General features: G+C 69.7%; 14 protein-coding genes and 1 pseudogene. 9 read left to right on the top strand and 6 right to left on the bottom strand.

Annotated features, from left to right (window positions below):
- The 5 genes from AB0N14_RS38050 to AB0N14_RS38030 form a co-directional block, all read left to right on the top strand.
- Nucleotides 1–665 (top strand): transposase (locus AB0N14_RS38050; RefSeq protein ID WP_366030287.1); only part of this gene is annotated, 665 nt, incomplete at its 5' end.
- 321 nt (nucleotides 666–986) lie between these two features.
- Nucleotides 987–1,460 carry a DedA family protein gene (locus tag AB0N14_RS38045; RefSeq protein WP_366030286.1) on the top strand — a complete coding sequence of 158 codons (474 nt, stop codon included), beginning with the start codon at nucleotides 987–989 and terminating at the stop codon, nucleotides 1,458–1,460.
- A 91-nt stretch (nucleotides 1,461–1,551) separates the two neighbouring features.
- Nucleotides 1,552–1,764 (top strand): hypothetical protein, encoded by a 213-nt coding sequence (locus AB0N14_RS38040; protein ID WP_366030285.1) that lies wholly within the window; start codon nucleotides 1,552–1,554, stop codon nucleotides 1,762–1,764.
- 210 nt (nucleotides 1,765–1,974) lie between these two features.
- On the top strand, nucleotides 1,975–3,312 hold the full coding sequence (locus AB0N14_RS38035) for a glycosyltransferase (RefSeq protein ID WP_366030284.1): 1,338 nt from the start codon (nucleotides 1,975–1,977) through the stop codon (nucleotides 3,310–3,312).
- Nucleotides 3,309–4,118: a polysaccharide deacetylase family protein gene (locus AB0N14_RS38030; protein ID WP_366030283.1), complete on the top strand. Its 810-nt coding sequence runs from the start codon at nucleotides 3,309–3,311 to the stop codon at nucleotides 4,116–4,118. The genes AB0N14_RS38035 and AB0N14_RS38030 overlap by 4 nt, the downstream gene beginning before the upstream one ends.
- A gap of 449 nt (nucleotides 4,119–4,567) precedes the next feature.
- Here the strand turns inward: AB0N14_RS38030 and AB0N14_RS38025 are convergent, their stop codons facing one another.
- Nucleotides 4,568–5,764 carry a helix-turn-helix transcriptional regulator gene (locus AB0N14_RS38025; RefSeq protein ID WP_366030282.1) on the bottom strand — a complete coding sequence of 399 codons (1,197 nt, stop codon included), beginning with the start codon at nucleotides 5,762–5,764 and terminating at the stop codon, nucleotides 4,568–4,570.
- A 25-nt stretch (nucleotides 5,765–5,789) separates the two neighbouring features.
- Here AB0N14_RS38025 and AB0N14_RS38020 point away from each other — a divergent pair, with 25 nt between their 5' ends.
- A complete protein-coding gene (locus AB0N14_RS38020; protein ID WP_366030281.1) occupies nucleotides 5,790–5,990 on the top strand; it encodes a hypothetical protein in 201 nt (66 codons plus the stop codon).
- 412 nt (nucleotides 5,991–6,402) lie between these two features.
- Here the strand turns inward: AB0N14_RS38020 and AB0N14_RS38015 are convergent, their stop codons facing one another.
- Nucleotides 6,403–6,522: a DUF3024 domain-containing protein gene (locus tag AB0N14_RS38015; RefSeq protein WP_366030288.1), complete on the bottom strand. Its 120-nt coding sequence runs from the start codon at nucleotides 6,520–6,522 to the stop codon at nucleotides 6,403–6,405.
- Nucleotides 6,523–6,902: 380 nt separating this feature from the next.
- Nucleotides 6,903–7,685, bottom strand: a pseudogene (locus AB0N14_RS38010) (glycosyltransferase family 87 protein); the annotation flags it as partial.
- Between the two features lie 411 nt (nucleotides 7,686–8,096).
- Here AB0N14_RS38010 and AB0N14_RS38005 point away from each other — a divergent pair.
- Nucleotides 8,097–8,345 carry a hypothetical protein gene (locus AB0N14_RS38005; RefSeq protein ID WP_366030280.1) on the top strand — a complete coding sequence of 83 codons (249 nt, stop codon included), beginning with the start codon at nucleotides 8,097–8,099 and terminating at the stop codon, nucleotides 8,343–8,345.
- Here the strand turns inward: AB0N14_RS38005 and AB0N14_RS38000 are convergent.
- Nucleotides 8,331–9,785: a penicillin-binding transpeptidase domain-containing protein gene (locus AB0N14_RS38000; protein ID WP_366030279.1), complete on the bottom strand. Its 1,455-nt coding sequence runs from the start codon at nucleotides 9,783–9,785 to the stop codon at nucleotides 8,331–8,333. The two genes, AB0N14_RS38005 and AB0N14_RS38000, sit on opposite strands and share 15 nt — an antisense overlap.
- Before the next feature lie 431 nt (nucleotides 9,786–10,216).
- On the opposite strand from AB0N14_RS38000, the gene AB0N14_RS37995 reads away from it, so the two are divergent.
- Complete coding sequence (locus AB0N14_RS37995; protein WP_366030278.1) at nucleotides 10,217–11,620, top strand: IS1380 family transposase; 1,404 nt, start codon at nucleotides 10,217–10,219, stop codon at nucleotides 11,618–11,620.
- 216 nt (nucleotides 11,621–11,836) lie between these two features.
- Nucleotides 11,837–13,045, top strand: a complete 1,209-nt coding sequence (locus AB0N14_RS37990) for an IS4 family transposase (RefSeq protein ID WP_366030277.1) — start codon at nucleotides 11,837–11,839, stop codon at nucleotides 13,043–13,045.
- Between the two features lie 268 nt (nucleotides 13,046–13,313).
- Here AB0N14_RS37990 and AB0N14_RS37985 read toward each other — a convergent pair whose 3' ends face one another.
- Both AB0N14_RS37985 and AB0N14_RS37980 read right to left on the bottom strand, forming a co-directional pair.
- The gene (locus tag AB0N14_RS37985; RefSeq protein WP_366030276.1) at nucleotides 13,314–13,682 is read right to left on the bottom strand and encodes a phosphotransferase; all 369 of its coding nucleotides are present in this window, start codon (nucleotides 13,680–13,682) and stop codon (nucleotides 13,314–13,316) included.
- A 427-nt stretch (nucleotides 13,683–14,109) separates the two neighbouring features.
- On the bottom strand, nucleotides 14,110–15,390 hold the full coding sequence (locus tag AB0N14_RS37980; RefSeq protein WP_366030275.1) for a threonine/serine exporter family protein: 1,281 nt from the start codon (nucleotides 15,388–15,390) through the stop codon (nucleotides 14,110–14,112).
- Between the last annotated feature and the right edge of the window lie 122 nt (nucleotides 15,391–15,512).

Raw genomic sequence — 15,512 nt, 5'->3', positions numbered from 1 at the left:
TTTCGGCCTTTCGGTCTAGGTGCAACCGTCTGACCTGCACCGATGCCCTGCCACACCCCCGAGAACCCCGCTTAACTGCGGAACGCAGGGAACGGCAGCAGGAGGGCAAGGAAGCGGAGCCGTCCGCGTGCGTGATCGACGCGCAGAGCGTGAAGACCTCCATCAGCGTCCCGGCCGCCGGGCAGGGCACGGATGCGGCGAAGAAGATCGTCGGCCGCAAGCGGAGCATCGTCACCGACACCCTCGGACTGCTGCTTGCGGTACTGGTCACGGCCGCGAGCGTGCAGGACTCCGTCGCCGGCACCCACCTGGTCGACCAGGTCGCGGCCGCCCACCCCTCGATCCGCAAGGTCTGGGTGGACGGCGGCTACCGCCAGCACCTCGTCGAGCACGCCGCCACCCTCGGGATCGACATGGAAATCGTCCAACGCGCCCCCAGGAGCAGGGGATTCACTCCTCTGCCCAAACGCTGGACCGTGGAGCGGACCTACGGGTGGCTGATGCTCCACCGCCGCCTGGCGCGCGACTACGAGACCCTGCCCGCCCGCTCGGAAGCCATGATCCACCTCGCCATGGCCGACCTGATGGCCCGCCGCCTCACCGGCGAAGCCACCATCTCCTGGCGCGACCCGACACCACGGGATCAAACACCAATTCCGGGATGAAACATCGGGAGAAAACGACCTCTCAATGAAGCTGGCATTCCCAGGGCTCGAAGTCCGGCTCGCCCGGGGGCAGGTGCCCAGTGCAATATCTGTAGAGCCAGACTGCAGCCCGGCGCTCAGCGTGCCTCTCGTTGACCGGCTCTCCCTGCTCGTCCAGCTCAAGGACGTTGGCAAAGATGGCGAAGCAGGTCTCCATCTGAGAGGGCGACTCACGCAGCTCCTCCCAGTAGGCGATCCCTTCCAGTACCGGCTGGCCTACCGAGCCACGGGCAAGCCATCCAGCGAAGCGACGGATGGCCCCCGAGGCGCCATGACTGAGATGTGACGACACGCGAAGAATGGGATACGAGGTCGGCCATCACTTCGGGCCCCGGATCCTGGCCACCCGCCCGCTGCGCCGACACCAGGACCGGAATCGCCGACGCCCAGGTGCTGATCCGCCGCCGGGGGCCCGCAGCGGTCGTCCTCGGCCGCTTCATCGCCTTCTTCCGCGCGATGATGCCCGCCCTGGCCGGCGCCTCCCACATGCGCTACCGCACATTCCTGCTCTTCAACGCCCTGGGCGGCCTCGCCTGGGGCGTCGGCTTCACCCTGCTCGGCTACTTCGCCGGCTCCGCCTACACCCGGGTCGAGCACACCGTCGGCCGCGCCCTCGCGCTCGCGCTGGCCGCCGTCGTGATCGCCGTCCTGGTGGCCTGGCATCTGCGCCGGCGCCGCGCCCATCGAGAGGCCGGTGACTCCAGCCGTTCGGCGGCGGGTGACCGGCGCGACCCCCTTGAGGCCCGGTCCGGTTGAATGCCGCCCTCGGCGATGCTCCCGCGCCTCGGGTTTCTACGCCATGCAGTAGGTTGCGCCACCCCTCGCCCCGTCGACCGGAGTTCGAGTAATGCCCTCGTCGAGTCCGCACTTCCTTGCCTCGGGCGCCTCAGGCGCGGCGCTCGCGGTCCAGGTCGTCGCGGCACTGACCCTCTCCGCCGCACTGCTGGTCAGTGCGGCACTCGGCGTGCGCGAAGTGCGCCGACAGGTCGGGATCGCGGGATACGTGTTCGCGCCGGCGCTGTCCCTCCTCGCGCTGGCCACCGCCTACGCGGCCAGGTGACGCGCACCCCGCCCGCCCCCCGGGGCGCCGGAATTCCGGGAAGGCCATTCCCTAACTTCTACGTGATGTAGTAGCTTCTGCCTCGGCCCCGGCTCCCCGCCTGGTCACCGCAGATCATCGCGGGACGGAGGCACCCCACGCACTCGGCGTGCGGATCGCGGGCGGCCCTGGAGCATCACCCGCGTTATTCATCCCAGGAGTTGGTCGGCCGTGTCCTACCGCGACAAACCGGCGGACAAGCACGCGTATCCGCCGCCCGCCGCGACCGGGCACGGCCTTCGCCACCCGCGCATCGTCATCGTCTCGGCGAGCGTGGGCGCCGGGCACGACGGCGCCGCCACCGAGCTCGCCCGCCGCCTCACGACGCTCGGATTCGCCGTGGACCGGCACGACTTCCTCGACTTCCTCCCCGCCGGCCTGGGGAGACTGCTCTGCGGCAGCTATCACCGCCTGCTGGCCCTGGCCCCTGCCGGCTACCAGCGGATCTACGCCGCCACCGAACACGCCGGACGCCCCGGCCCTGCCGTGCGTGCCATGTTCCGCAGCGCGGAGCGCCGGATGCTGCGAGTGATCACCCCTGATACCCGGGCGGTCGTCTCGACCTATCCCGGCGCCAGCCAGGTCATCGGCGCCCTGCGGCTGCGCGGCCAGCTCGCCGTCCCGACGTTCACCTACCTCACCGACTTCTCCGTCCACGCCCTGTGGGTCGCCCCCGGCATCGACGCCCACCTCGCCGCCCACGCCATCCCCGCCGGACAGGCCCACGCCCAGGACGCAGCGGGGGTTGTTGTCACCGGCCCCGTCGCCGACCCTCGCTTCACCCCCGCCACCCAGGCCCAACGGCATGCCGCCCGCAGGCGGTTCGCCCTGCCCGCCGACGAGCCCCTCGCGCTGCTGGTCGCCGGGTCGTGGGGCGTCGGCCCGGTCCGGCAGGCCGCGATCGAGATCCGCGACAGCGGCGTGGCGATGCCCGTCGTGGTCTGCGGACGCAACCAGGCCCTCGCCGACCAGCTGCGCGCCGACGGCATCGAGCACGTCCACGGCTGGACCGAGGACATGCCGGGCCTCATGCACGCCTGCGACATCCTCGTCCAGAACGCCGGCGGACTCACCTCACTCGAAGCCCTCGCCTGCGGGCTTCCCGTCGCCAGCTACCGCTGTATCCCCGGCCACGGCCAGACCAACGCCGCCGCCCTCGAAGAGGCCGGCCTGGCCGTATGGATCCGTGAGGCCGGGCAGCTGGGCCCGATGCTCGCCGAACTCCTCGACGGCCCACGCGGTCAGGCGCAGCGAGCGGCGGGCCTCGCCCTGCACCAATGCCGGCCGGGGCCCGCCGAGGCGATAGCCGCCGCGGCCGCCCACCGGCCACCGGCCTCCGTGGCCCGAGCGCGGGTGCGCCGCCCGGCCCGGCGGCGTATCGCCGTCATGACCGCGGCCATGGCGATGACCGTCTCCCTGGGCATCGGCGCACCGGTCGCCTACGCCTACGGCGGGGCCGGCGCCCACCTCAGCGCGGTCGCCCGGTACTTCGACGGAGACGACCGATGAATCCGGGCCTGACACGAACCGCCCTCACGGCGGGGGCGGCGCTGCTCCCCACGCTCGCCGCCCTCCACGGCGCACCCGTCATCTCCACCTTCGGGCCGCTGCGCAACCGGACCATGCCCCGCCTCGCCGGACAGGGCCGGCCCGACCACATCGCGCTGACCTTCGACGACGGGCCCGACCACCTGTCCACCCCACACTTCCTGCGCGCCCTGGAGGCCCGCGGAATCCGCGCCACGTTCTTCCTGCTCGGCTCCATGCTGGTCCGCGCACCCGGCCTGGCCCAGGACATGGCAGCCGCCGGACACGAGATCGGCATCCACGGCTGGCACCACCGCCCGCTCCTGCTGCGCGGCCCCCGCGCCACGCACGACGACCTCGCCCGCGCCCGCGATCTCGTCGCCCAGGTCACCGGCCGGCCGCCCCGGCTCTTCCGGCCGCCGTACGGGGTGATGACCACCAGCACCCATCTGGTCTGCCGACGGCTCGGGCTGACGCCCGTCCTGTGGACCGCCTGGGGCGAGGACTGGCGCAGCCGGGCCACCCCACGGTCGGTCCACGACACCGTCACCCGCGATCTCCGCGGCGGCGGCACCATCCTGCTCCACGACGCCGACTGCACCTCTACGACCGGCTCCTGGCGCACCACCCTCGCTGCCCTGCCCCGCATCCTCGACACCTGCGCCGCCCACGGCTGGCACACCGGCCCGCTCCGCGACCACGGAACGCCCCAGGTGAGCCAGGACGACCCGACCATCGGGGTCAGGAACCGACGCGTTGTTGGTCACGCTGGTACGCCCGCAACGTGACGGAAGCACCGGGCCACGGCTGCCGCAACGGGGCCTGCTGGAGCAGGCCGCCGAAGCACCGGCCCCCAGCCTTCCGCGCACATCCGCGCCGCCGAGGCCGACCTTCTCGCCTCTCTGCCCGGAGTTCATCTCCCCGACCTTGACGAGCTGCGGGCCCGCGGCGTGATCGGGGCACACCCGGCGACGTCATCCGACGCCGCGGCGGACCCTCGGAGCCGGCGTCCGCGCTGACGAGGAACCCCCTCACCTCTCTGCCTGATGCAGCGCGCCAAGTCGTTGTCCGCGCTGAAGCGGTAGACGTGCTCGATAGCGGGCTGTGTCTTGGCCCGTAGGATTCGTCCGGTGTCACCGTTATGCCGGTAACAGTGACGGGCCGACTGCTCGTGAACGCGGACGTGATGCCTGGCCCTCCCACTGCATGCAGGTCCAGGTGAAGCTCGCCGTCACATTCACCGGCCGACAGGGACGATCTTGTTGTAGCTGCCGTCGGCGAGTTTGTAGGCGGGTACGTGGGCTCCGCCCAGTACCCGCAGGCCGCCGTTGGCGGCTCCGACGACGGTGCTGCCGCTCTTGCCTGCGGCGACCCAGTCCACCTCGAAGGCGTAACGGCAGTCGCAGTTTCCGCTGGTAGTGATCTCGAAGACCTCGGGGTCAGTACGGGAGATGCGGAACGGAAACTTCACTGGCGGGTGGCCGGGGTCCCCCGGGCCGCCGGGATCGGGTTTGGCGATTAGTACGGGCTGCGGCCGGTTCAGGTCGGTGGTGAAGGGGCGGACTGCCTGAACCTCCCCGCACTGTCCGTCATCGACGGTGATGCCCGAGGTGGGCAGCGGAGCCCGGTGCAGGACGAAGACCTTGATGCCTGTCATCAGCACTGCCTCGGCGGAGGCTGTCTGGCTGGTGATGTCGATGACGGAAGGGCCCAGACCCTGCTCGCCGCTGCGGATGTTGTGCATGTACTGCGCGGCGGTGGAGGTGTAGTAGTGCGCTGCGTAGCAGCCGCTCCCCACGATCTGGATCTGCGGGCGCTCGGAGGCAGGCAGGCCCGCGTCGTTGTTGCGGGGTCCGGCGGGCGATGATGTGTCGGCTTGTCCCAGTTCTGCCGACGGTGACCCGGTGCCGGACGGTGGGGCTGGGTGCGTGGCAGGTGCCGAGCTTCTGGCCTGGGGGTGGGGGGTGCCCGGCGAATGGGTGGCGGCATAGGTGCCGTAGGCGCTGCCGGCCACCAGCACTGTCAGTCCCGCGGTGATCGCCACGACCCGAGCGCGTCTGGGGGCGGGACGCACGGCAGGTGCTTCTCCGGCGGCGACCCGCCTTAGATTCAGCAGTTCTTCCTCCGGCAGGCCCAGCGCGTGAGCCAGGGCTGCCACTGTCCGGTGCGACGGCACCGGCCCACCAGGCTGCAACGCTTCGTGGACGGTGGTGCGGCCCAGCTCCGCCCGCCGGGCGAGCTGAGTTACCGTCAGTCCCTTGCGGGCGAGCCCATCAGCCAGCATCGCGCGCAATTTCGTGAGCGCCGCATCCCCCTGTGACTGTTCTTCGTGCACTGCCACTGGCCCCCAGACCTCGCGTGTTCGCCGATGTTCATCATCGTCCGGCCGTACCCCGGCGAACACCAATTCCGTGACCGTCGGCGGCACCGACATCCCATATCGCCCTAGGGAGCCTGCCGTGTCCGGTCTCGTTGTTGTCCTGCTTGCCGTCGCTGTGGTGGTCATCCTCGCCCTGCTGGCTGCCGCCACGGCTGGCAAGCTTGCCCGCCTTGACGGCGCCACCTACCCCACCGCCCTGGCCCGCGCCGCCACCACCTTCGCCGCATTCCTCACCCTCGCGGCCACCCTCACCACCGCACTCACGGCGGCCCTCCGCTGATTCGGCACTCAGGCCGCTACGGCACAACGGTCGTGTGCTGACGGGGACTGCGGTTCGTCCAGGACACGTCGACCAGCTGACCCATTCGCCGCCGCGCGGCAGAGTGGGATCGACTCAACCGCTGTCCTGGCCGCTGCCGCTCACGAGAGGACTTGGAAGGGGCTGTTCCACCCGGGACGGGTGGAACAGCCGGCCGGCCGCCGTCATGGAGCCTGGATAAGCTCCCCATTTCCGGAGCCCAGCGCCTTCTGACCTCACAACTGGCTCGGTCGGAGTGGTGTCTTCCGCTAGGCGGGCGGACAGAACGAAGCCATGGCGGACGACGTTGCGCGGATCATCGCGGGGGCAAGCTCGGTCGTCTCGGGGTCCGGCCGGTCTTGCTGCTGGATTGAACGGTAGGCGGAGGGTGGTGTCAGCCCCAGAAGGCGTGTCGGGGGTCGTTCAGCGTGGTCAGCGCGGTGTCAAGGGAGGGGGTGGCTGGTACGTGGTCGTAGGGGTACCAGCGGCCGTTGCGGTCGGCTCCGTCGAGCAGCCATCCGCGTTCGGTGTGGCGCGTGCGGAACGGGGATCCGGGACGTCCGATCGGAGCCGCGGCCCTGCGGCCTCCTCAGGCTCCGCCTCCAGCGGCACCAGCGAGGTGGAGCGCCACAGCCGGGCGCAGGCGAGCAGTGTTGCGGCCAGCAGCAGCACGTTGCGGGCGGCCAGCACGCAGACGCCCAGCGGTCGGCCGCCCACCACGGAGTCGAAGCCGAGCGGGAACTCCAGCACGGTCAGCGCGGCGACTGGCAGCAGCAGGAGGGCGACCGGTCGCTGGGTGGTGCCGCGGACGCAGAGGCAGACGGCGGCCAGCCCGATCAGCCAGATGAGGTACTGCGGGCTGATCACCCTGCTGGTGGTTACGAACAGCAGGGTGGCGGTGAGCGCGGCGTCGGCGGTGGCGGCCGGCCCGAAGTGCCGGGCGCGCAGCCGCCACACCAGCAGCCACAGGCCCGCCACGGCGCTCAGTACCAGGGACGCGGTGGCCACCTGGCTCACCCACGGGCCCAGGAACTCCATCGATCCGTAGTGGTAGGAGACGGTGCCGCGCCAGCCGAAGCGGCGGGCGATCTGGAAGACGGTGCCGCCGAGCGACTCGATCTCGATGCCGCGCTGCTGCTGCTCGTTCAGGAAGGAGAAGGCGCCGGGCAGCGCCGCCTCCGCGGCCAGCGAGAGCAGCGCGACCGTGCCGCCCGTGGAGAGCCAGGCACGCAGGCCGCGGCGCCCGCGCGGCGCGCCGAGCAGCAGCAGGCCGGGCCAGACCTTCAGCAGCACCCCGATCCCGGCCAGCGCCCCGCCCAGGACCGGCCGCCGGGCGATCACCAGCAGGGCGGCGATCGCGACCACGGTCACCATGATGTCGTAGCGGGCGAAGACCGTCGGCCCCAGCAGTGCGATGCCCAGCACCCAGTACCAGCTCGCGACCAGCCGCCGCCCGCGGCGCCGGTCGGCGCGGATCAGCAGGCCCAGTGCCAGCATGTCGCAGGCCACCGCCAGCAGGATGAAGGCGTGCGCGTAGCCGAGCGGTAGCAGGCCGGGCGCGACGATCACCAGGGCGGTCAGCGGCGGGTACTGCCAGGTGACGTCCCCGACCGGGTAGTGCCCGGCCCGGAAGACCTCGTACCAGCCGTGGTAGATCTGCGAGACGTCGCTGAGCACGGCGACCTTGGTCAGCGGGATGATCCCGGCCAGCGCGAGCAGCAGGAAGGCCCGGCTCGCCGCCCAGCCCGACCACAGCAGCGGGCGCGAGCAGAGCGGCCCGGCCTTGCGGGCGGATCTCTCGGCGCGGTGCCGGGGCCTGTCACGGGTGCTCTGCACGATGCGTGTCCTGGTCTGGCCCCGCGGGAGGGACGTCTCAATGGGTCTCGCGGGACATCGAGGAGTCTCGATCGGCCCGCATGTTTTCGAAAGAGCGTGCCCATCCTAAGGACGCCCTTCGTCGAGCAGGGTAAGAAACGGCTCAGAACCCTATGTGTGGGCATACCCGGGCAGCGGCGCGGTTCCCATCGACCGAGTGCGCCGGGGCCTGGCCGAGCTGACACCCAGCCCGAGGCGTGCGCGGTCGCGTGGATGGACTCCCTGACGGGTGAGCGGGGCTACTGCGCGACGGTCGTGCGCGATCTCGGACCTGCCGAGGCGGTGCGCCGGCTGGGCCTGCCTGGTGACGCGGTCACCCGCGGGACCTGGACGCAGCTGTCTGCCTGCCGCGAGTTCGCATCCGATGCAATTGGCGGCGCATGGACCATCGGTACGGCCGTTGGCGCTAAGCAGTTGATCTTGATCGGCCACACCTTGGAGGCCTGTTCAGTTGCTATGTAGCCAGGCCTCTTCCATGGCCTGGGCAACCGGCCCCGCGAGCAGGGAACCGCTCACCTCGGCGCGGGCCGTGTTCGACTGCACCACGACCGCGGCGACGGCGATCTGCTTGCCCGTTGCCGGATCCTTCGTCCAGGAGGTGAACCAGGCGTAGGGAACCGCCGAGTTGTTCTCTCCGTGCTGGGCCGTGCCGGTCTTACCGCCGACCGTGACGCCGGGGATCTGCGCGTTCGTGCCTGTGCCCTTCTGCACGATGGTGATCATGGCGGACTGCAGTTGTGAGGCCACCCGGGCGGGAATGACCTGCGTGGTCTGCACCTTGGGGTTGTAGCTCTGCAGGACGTTGCCGCTTGCGTCGGTGGCCTGCGACACCATGTGCGGCGTCACCAGTTTCCCGCCGTTGTCTATGATCGCCGACACCATGGCCATCTGCAGCGGCGTCGCTGTGTCGTCGAATTGGCCGATGCCGGACAGGGCTGTCTCCGGCGCGTTCATGTTCGACGGGTAGACGCTCGCGTCGGCACGCGCGGGTATGTCCAGCTGCTGGTTGAAGCCGAATTTCTCCGCCATCGCCCGCACCTTGTTCTGGCCCAGTTGGTACGCGATGTGCGCGAAGACGGTGTTGCAGGAGTACTGCAGGGCGACGCGCATGGTGGCGTTCTTGCAGGGCAGGGTCGCTACCTCGTTCGTCAGGACCGTGGCCGTGCCGGGCAGCGTGTAGGGGTTGGGGCTGTTGGTAGGCGTGTCGATGTTCGGATACAGCCCGTCCTGCAGCGCCGCGGCTGCCACCACGAGCTTGAACGTGGAGCCGGGCGGCAGCGGCTGGCGTATCGCCCGGTTCAGCATCGGCTGGCTTTTGTCCGTGGTCAGTTTCTGCCAGGCCGCGGCGTCATTGGTGCCGGTGATCTGCGACGGGTCGTACGACGGCGTCGAGACCATGCCGAGAATCGCGCCGGTGGAGGGGTCGATGGCGACAGCCGCGCCTTCCTTGCCGCCCAGTGCCTGATACCCGGCCTGCTGCACCGCCGGGTTGATGGTGGTGATCACATTCCCGCCTCGTGGGTGCTGGCGCTCGAGGGCGCCGAGCGGGGTTTGCAGCGCGGGATCCGACCCGTTGAGCACGTTCTGGTAGATGCCTTCCAGCTGGGTCGCGCCGTACACCTGCGAGGTGTAGCCGGTGACCGGCGCGTACAAGGGCCCGTTGGTGTACGTGCGTTGGTACTGGAAAGCGTTGCCATTGTTGCGTTTGGACCCGGTGACGGCCTGTCCGCCCACGATTATGTTCCCCCGCGGCTGGGAGTAGTCGTTGATTTCCAGCCGTGGGTTGTCCGGACTGTTCGCCAGTGCCGAGGCGTCGTAGTACTGCAACCATGTCGCCCTGGCGAGCAGAGCCAGGACAAGTGCCAGCGTGACGACGGCAGCGCGCCTGATGGTCTTGTTCATTTGACTTGGTAGACGAGCACGGCGCGCGAAATGTGCCTCACCGCAGTGAGATGTGCCCTTTATCACTCTCACCTGCAGTGCGGCAGCCTTGACGTACTACGGACAAACACTCGCCGGGGAGGCTGTCTCGAGGCGTTCAGCACGCTCGTGCAGGGGCTGTTCCGGCACACCTGGCAGCAGACCCGCGGTGACTGCTCAGGTCTGTTGATCAGGCGGTGAGAGGGGGCAGCCAGAGCGTTCCGTTGAAGAGGCCGCGGAGGACGGCGAGGGGGTTCTGGCCGTGGCGCCATGTACCTGTTCAATCCACTAACCTGCGCGTTTCACTTGTGGCGGTGTCCGGATCTTGACCAGAAAAGCGAAAATGCCCTCTGAGCTGGGACGATGAGGCTTGTCGAAGGTCTCTGTCATCCCAGCAGGAAGGCACTTTCTGCGTGCACACTACCGGGTCACGCTCCAGGCTTGTCGTCTCCGCCGACGGTCGTGGAGTGGTCAGCCACGCCGGGGCCCGCTTGCTGGCCGATCTCGCCGATGCCGCCGGCCTGACCGCCGCCTTCACCGACGCGCTGCGCCGACTGCGGCCACGGGGCACCGGCCACGATCCCGGTCGGATCGCGGTCGACTTGGCGGTGATGCTCGCCGACGGCGGCGAGGCGATCGCGGACCTGGCTCTGCTGCGTGACCAAGGTGAGGTGTTCGGCCCGGTCGCCTCCACCCCGACCGCCTGGCGCCTGCTGGCCGGCATCGACACCGCCGCTCTCGCAGCACTGCGGTCAGCGAGGGCCACGGCCCGGGAGGCCGCCTGGCTGCAGGCCGCCGAGACCAGGAACGGCATACCCGCTGCCCGCGCGGGCGGCCGCGACCTGACCGGCCTGGTCTTGGACATCGACGCCACCCTGGTCACCTGCCACTCGGAGAAGGAGCAGACAGCGCCCACCTACAAGCGCGGCTTCGGCTACCACCCGATGCTGTGTTTCCTGGACAACACCGGCGAGGCCCTGGCCGGGCTGCTGCGGCCCGGCAACGCCGGCGCGAACACTGCAGCCGACCACATCACAGTCCTCGACCGGGCTCTGGCCCAGATCCCCGACGCCCACCGCCACGGCACTGACATCCTCATCCGCACCGACAGCGCCGGAGGCGCGAAAGCGTTCCTGCACCACATACGCGCCCTGCGTCCCCGCGGGATCCGCGCCCGGTTCTCCGTCGGACACCCCGTCACCGAGCCGGTCCACCGCGCGATCCGGGCCCTGCCCGAGCAGGTCTGGCACCCCGCGCTGGAACAGGACGGCTCCCTGCGCAAGGGAGCCGAAGTCGCAGAGCTGACCGGCATGGTCGACCTGGACGGCTACCCCGCGGGCACCCGGATCATCGTGCGGCGCGAACGCCCGCACCCCGGCGCCCAGCTCTCGCTGTTCGACCTGGACGAGGGCATGCGTCACCAGGTCTTCCTCACCGACACCCCCTACGGCGAAGGCTCCGTGCAGCAACTGGAGGTCCGCCACCGCGCGCACGCCCGCGTCGAAGACCGCATCCGCTGCGGCAAATCCACCGGCTTCGGCCGCTTCCCCTCCCGCCACTTCCAGATCAACGTCGCCTGGCTCGAACTGGCTCTCACCGCCGTCGACCTGCTCGCCTGGGCCCAAACACTGCTGCTGGAAGGCGAGCTGGCCACTGCCGAGCCCAAGAAGCTCCGCTACCGGCTGCTGCACGCAGCCGCCCGCCTCACCCGCGGCCAACGCCGCCTCCACCTGCGGATCTCCGCCACCTGGCCCTGGCGGCACGAGCTGGTCAACGCTTTCGCCTGCCTCGCGGCCCTGCCGAGACCGGCTACCTGACCAGCGGCTTCGTCCCTGACCGCCCACTACCTGAGGACCTGGAGCACCCGACCCAGCGTCGGGCCCCAGCCACGCCCACCGGCGAAAAGCAGCCGACAGCCAGCAGTCCATTGCGATCAATCGGCTCAGCCGACCCAACCGAAACGGGGAGGCTAGGCGCAATACCAGTGACTTAAGGCCTGTTGCTGGTAGGGTGTGTGGCGGGGAGGTGCCTGGATGCCACGGCCGGGGCAGGTCAAGCCGGAGACGGACGAGCGGTTGTCGGATCGCATCGCGGTCGGGCTGCTGACGCGGTCGTTCCCGCCGGAGTTGGTGGACCGGGTGGTGACCGAGTGCGGGAGGTCAGGACAGCGTAATCGGCTGCTGCCGCCGCGCGTGGTGGTCTACTTCGTGCTGGCGATGTGCCTGTTCGCCGGGCAGGGCTATGAAGAGGTCGCGCGGCTGCTGACGCACGGGCTGGCCTGGGCGAAACGCTGGTCGGGTTCCTGGCAGGTGCCCACCACGGCGGCGATCTCCCGGGCCCGGGCCAAGCTGGGGCCGGAACCGCTCAAAGCCCTGTTCGGGCAGGTGGCCCGGCCGTTGGCGACGCAGTCGACACCGGGTGCCTTCTATGGCCGGTGGCGGTTGATGGCCGTCGACGGCACCGTCTTCGGCGTGCCGGACAGCGAGGAGAACGCCGCGTACTTCGGGCGTCCGAAGACGCACCGCACCCAGCGGTGCGCGTTCCCGCAGGTGCGGGTGGCGGCACTGGCCGAGTGCGGAACCCACGCCATCACCGCCGCCGCATTGGGCCCGCTCGCAGTGTCCGAACCGGCTCTCGCCCGCGAGTTGTTCGGTCACCTCGGCACGGGTGACCTGCTGCTGGCCGACCGCGGTTTCACCGGCCTGGAGCTATGGCGGGCGGCCGCGGCCGGCGGCGCCGATCTGTTGTGGCGGGTGAAGTCCAGCGCGGTACTGCCGGTGCGCAAGGACCTGCCCGATGGCTCGTACCTGTCGGACATCGTCACGGCCAAGGACCACCGCAAACGCTCCGACCCGCAGGTGGTACGGATGATCGAGTACACCCTCGACGATCCCGGCCGGCCCGGGCAGGAGGCCCCCTACCGGCTGATCACCACGATCCTCGACCATGAAGTGGCCCCCGCCCTGGAACTGGCCGCGCTCTACGGCCAGCGATGGGAGATCGAGACCGCGCTGGACGAGCTCAAGACCCACCAGCGCGGGCCGGCCGAGGTCCTGCGCTCCCGCTCACCCGGCGGCGTCGAACAGGAAGTGTGGGAGCACCTACTGGTCCACCACGCCATCCGCACTTTGATGCACGACACCGCCGAACACACCGGGCTGGACCCGGACCGGCTCTCCTTCACCCGCAGCATCCGCCTCGCCCGCCGTCAGGTCACCGCGCAGGCGGCCTTTTCCCCCTGACCGCCTGACCGCGGCCCTCGCCGAGGGCATCCGCGAGATAGCAGCCCGCCGGTTAACCACCCGCCGCGCACGCCTCAACCCCCGCGTCGTCAAACGCAAGATGTCCAACTTCGGCGTCAATCGCGACGAACACCGGCACGGCACCCGACGCCCCCAGTACCCCGCCGACACACTGGCAATCGCCCCGCACTGGCGCACCGCCCCGATCAACCCACCGACCAAGGTCCCCCGCAGCTCGGACCCAATCCCTTAAGTCACTGGTATTGAGCTAGGCGTCACCGTGAATGAACGCCAGCGGCAGTGGTGGCAGCTCGCGCAGCTGCTCGGCGAGGTCGCGTACAAGCTTGTGCTCCGCCGACGTCACCAGGTCACCGGCGTGCCATAGGTGTTTGTCGGCACCGTCAGCGGCGGCCTGCAGCGCCCGCTCGGCCTCAGCGCGACGGGGGCCGGACAGGTCTCCGGCAGCGTGGAGCACGGCCAGTAGAGCGCCGCCTTGCCGGTGAGCGCGGAGTTCCTCGGCGGGCGACATGCTCAGATGCTTGAGCGGCGTTCCGCGAACGGCGGTCAGCAGCAGGGCCAGGTGCTCGGCGCTCGAGGCGCGCAGCTGTGGTGCACGGCCGGCGCCGAGGGCTGGCACGGCGTGACGCAGGGCGAAGTTGTGGACAGGGTTTGCTGCTGACCATTGACCACTTGCCGCACCTAAGTGTTCGAGGAACGGCCTTCGGCGGTTTTCAATACGCCCACTCGGGCGGAGGGCCTGATGCACCTCAGTTCCACAGCGGCTCCATTCGTGCTCGGACTGCCGGTAGGGACTCGCAGACCGGGGCCACGACGATGCGCCGCCACCACGTGAAAGGTAATCAGCGTGACGGTGTCCTCGTCTACAGCATCGATGTCGGTGGGGTCGTGGAGGTGCTGGTGCCCTGGGCCAGCTACCGTCGATTTTCGAGGCCCATCGGGCACCGACGACGACCGGTGGAACAGTTGCACGGCTGGCCGCGATACAGGCACCACTGTCCACGGTATAGCCATGAGTTGCCGTGGGCGGTGCGGTGGAGACATGGTCAGGGCGGTCGCTGGGACATGGAGGGGGCATTGGGAGAGGTGGGCCGCGTTGTGAAAGGGGCAGGGGTGAGAGCCGTACCGACGACCAGTCCGATGGCGATGGCGGTGACGATCGTGATGAGTTTCTGCAGGTCTTGGAAGCCTTCGATGACGTAGCCGCCGGCCAGGGTGGTCAGGCCGCGCAGGCCCAGTGAGCCGACGGTGAGGGTGAAGAAGCCAGGAAGGATGAGGATCAATCGAGGTGGGCGGGCGGGGTTGCGGTCCAGCAGATTGGCTGCGGCGGCCAGTACCGCGGCAGCGACGAATGTGCCCCCGGTCTCCCGGATCAGCTCGGTGAACAGCGACTGCACCCCGACGGTGGCGTAAACCAGCACGAGGAGAGTCCCGAAGAAGCGGTAGGGGATTGCGAAGGCCAGGACCGTGCCGGCGGTGAAGGCGATCCCACCCAGAATCAGTGCCCACTTGGGCAGGTTGGCGCTGGCGGCGGTGTCGAAGAGGGCGTTGAGGGGGGTGCCGGTGACGAATGTGCCCATCAGGACGCCGAGGTAGAGCTGGACGAGCAGGAATATGGAGTAGACGAGCCGGATCGCGCCGGTGGTGATGAGGCCGACGGCCAGCTCGGTGGTCGATGCGCTCAGGAAGTCACCGGGAACGAAGTAGAACAACGCTGGGAGCATCAGCAGGACCGGGCCGCCGTGTGCCGGATCGCCGGTGAACACTTCGATGGTGACGACGGAGACGATGGCCGAGACCACCAGGGGGAGGATTTTGGACAATCGCGACGCATGAACGGCGGCGACCGCGAGCGCCGCGGCAATCGAGCCCAGGACAGCTGTGGTGGTGATCTCGTACCAAGTGGGCTGGACCAGCGGAGCGAAGCCCAGGGAGAACAGCAGGACGCCGAGGAACTTCAGCCACCAGGGGTAGGGCGGCGGGGCCGCCTCGATGCGTGCCAGTCTGCGGTCGGCCTCGGCCACTCCAAGCTTGCCCGCCTCGGCGTCGGCCAGGAAGGGCTTGAGCGCCGCTACTTGGTCGAGTCGGAATACCTCCGGGAAGCCGTGCACGCAGACGGTCCGCATGCGACCGTCCGCCGCGGCGACCGAGAGCACGGCCGCTTCAGGCACGAGGACCACGGATGCCTGGCCACCGAAGGCCCGAGCGCAGGTACCCACAGCCCGCTCGATGGAATAGGCACCCTCACCGGAAGAACGCAGCATCAAGGCGGTCAGGCGGGCCAGGAAGGCGGTCAGATCGTCCAGACCGGCGGCCGCATGCCCCATGTCCGCCTCCTCTGCTGGCGCCGGGAACCCTAGTACTCCAGCCGGAGATGTGATCTTTATGGCTGCTGGGTGGCTTGGCGTTGGTAGTGGCTGCGGCGGGCTCGGGCCTGGTGGCGTCGGCG

This window comes from Streptomyces sp. NPDC051104, assembly GCF_040682835.1.
Taxonomy (GTDB): domain Bacteria; phylum Actinomycetota; class Actinomycetes; order Streptomycetales; family Streptomycetaceae; genus Streptomyces; species Streptomyces cynarae.
The sequence above is the reverse complement of the archived record's forward strand: the minus strand, read 5'-3'. Positions and strand labels throughout refer to the sequence as shown.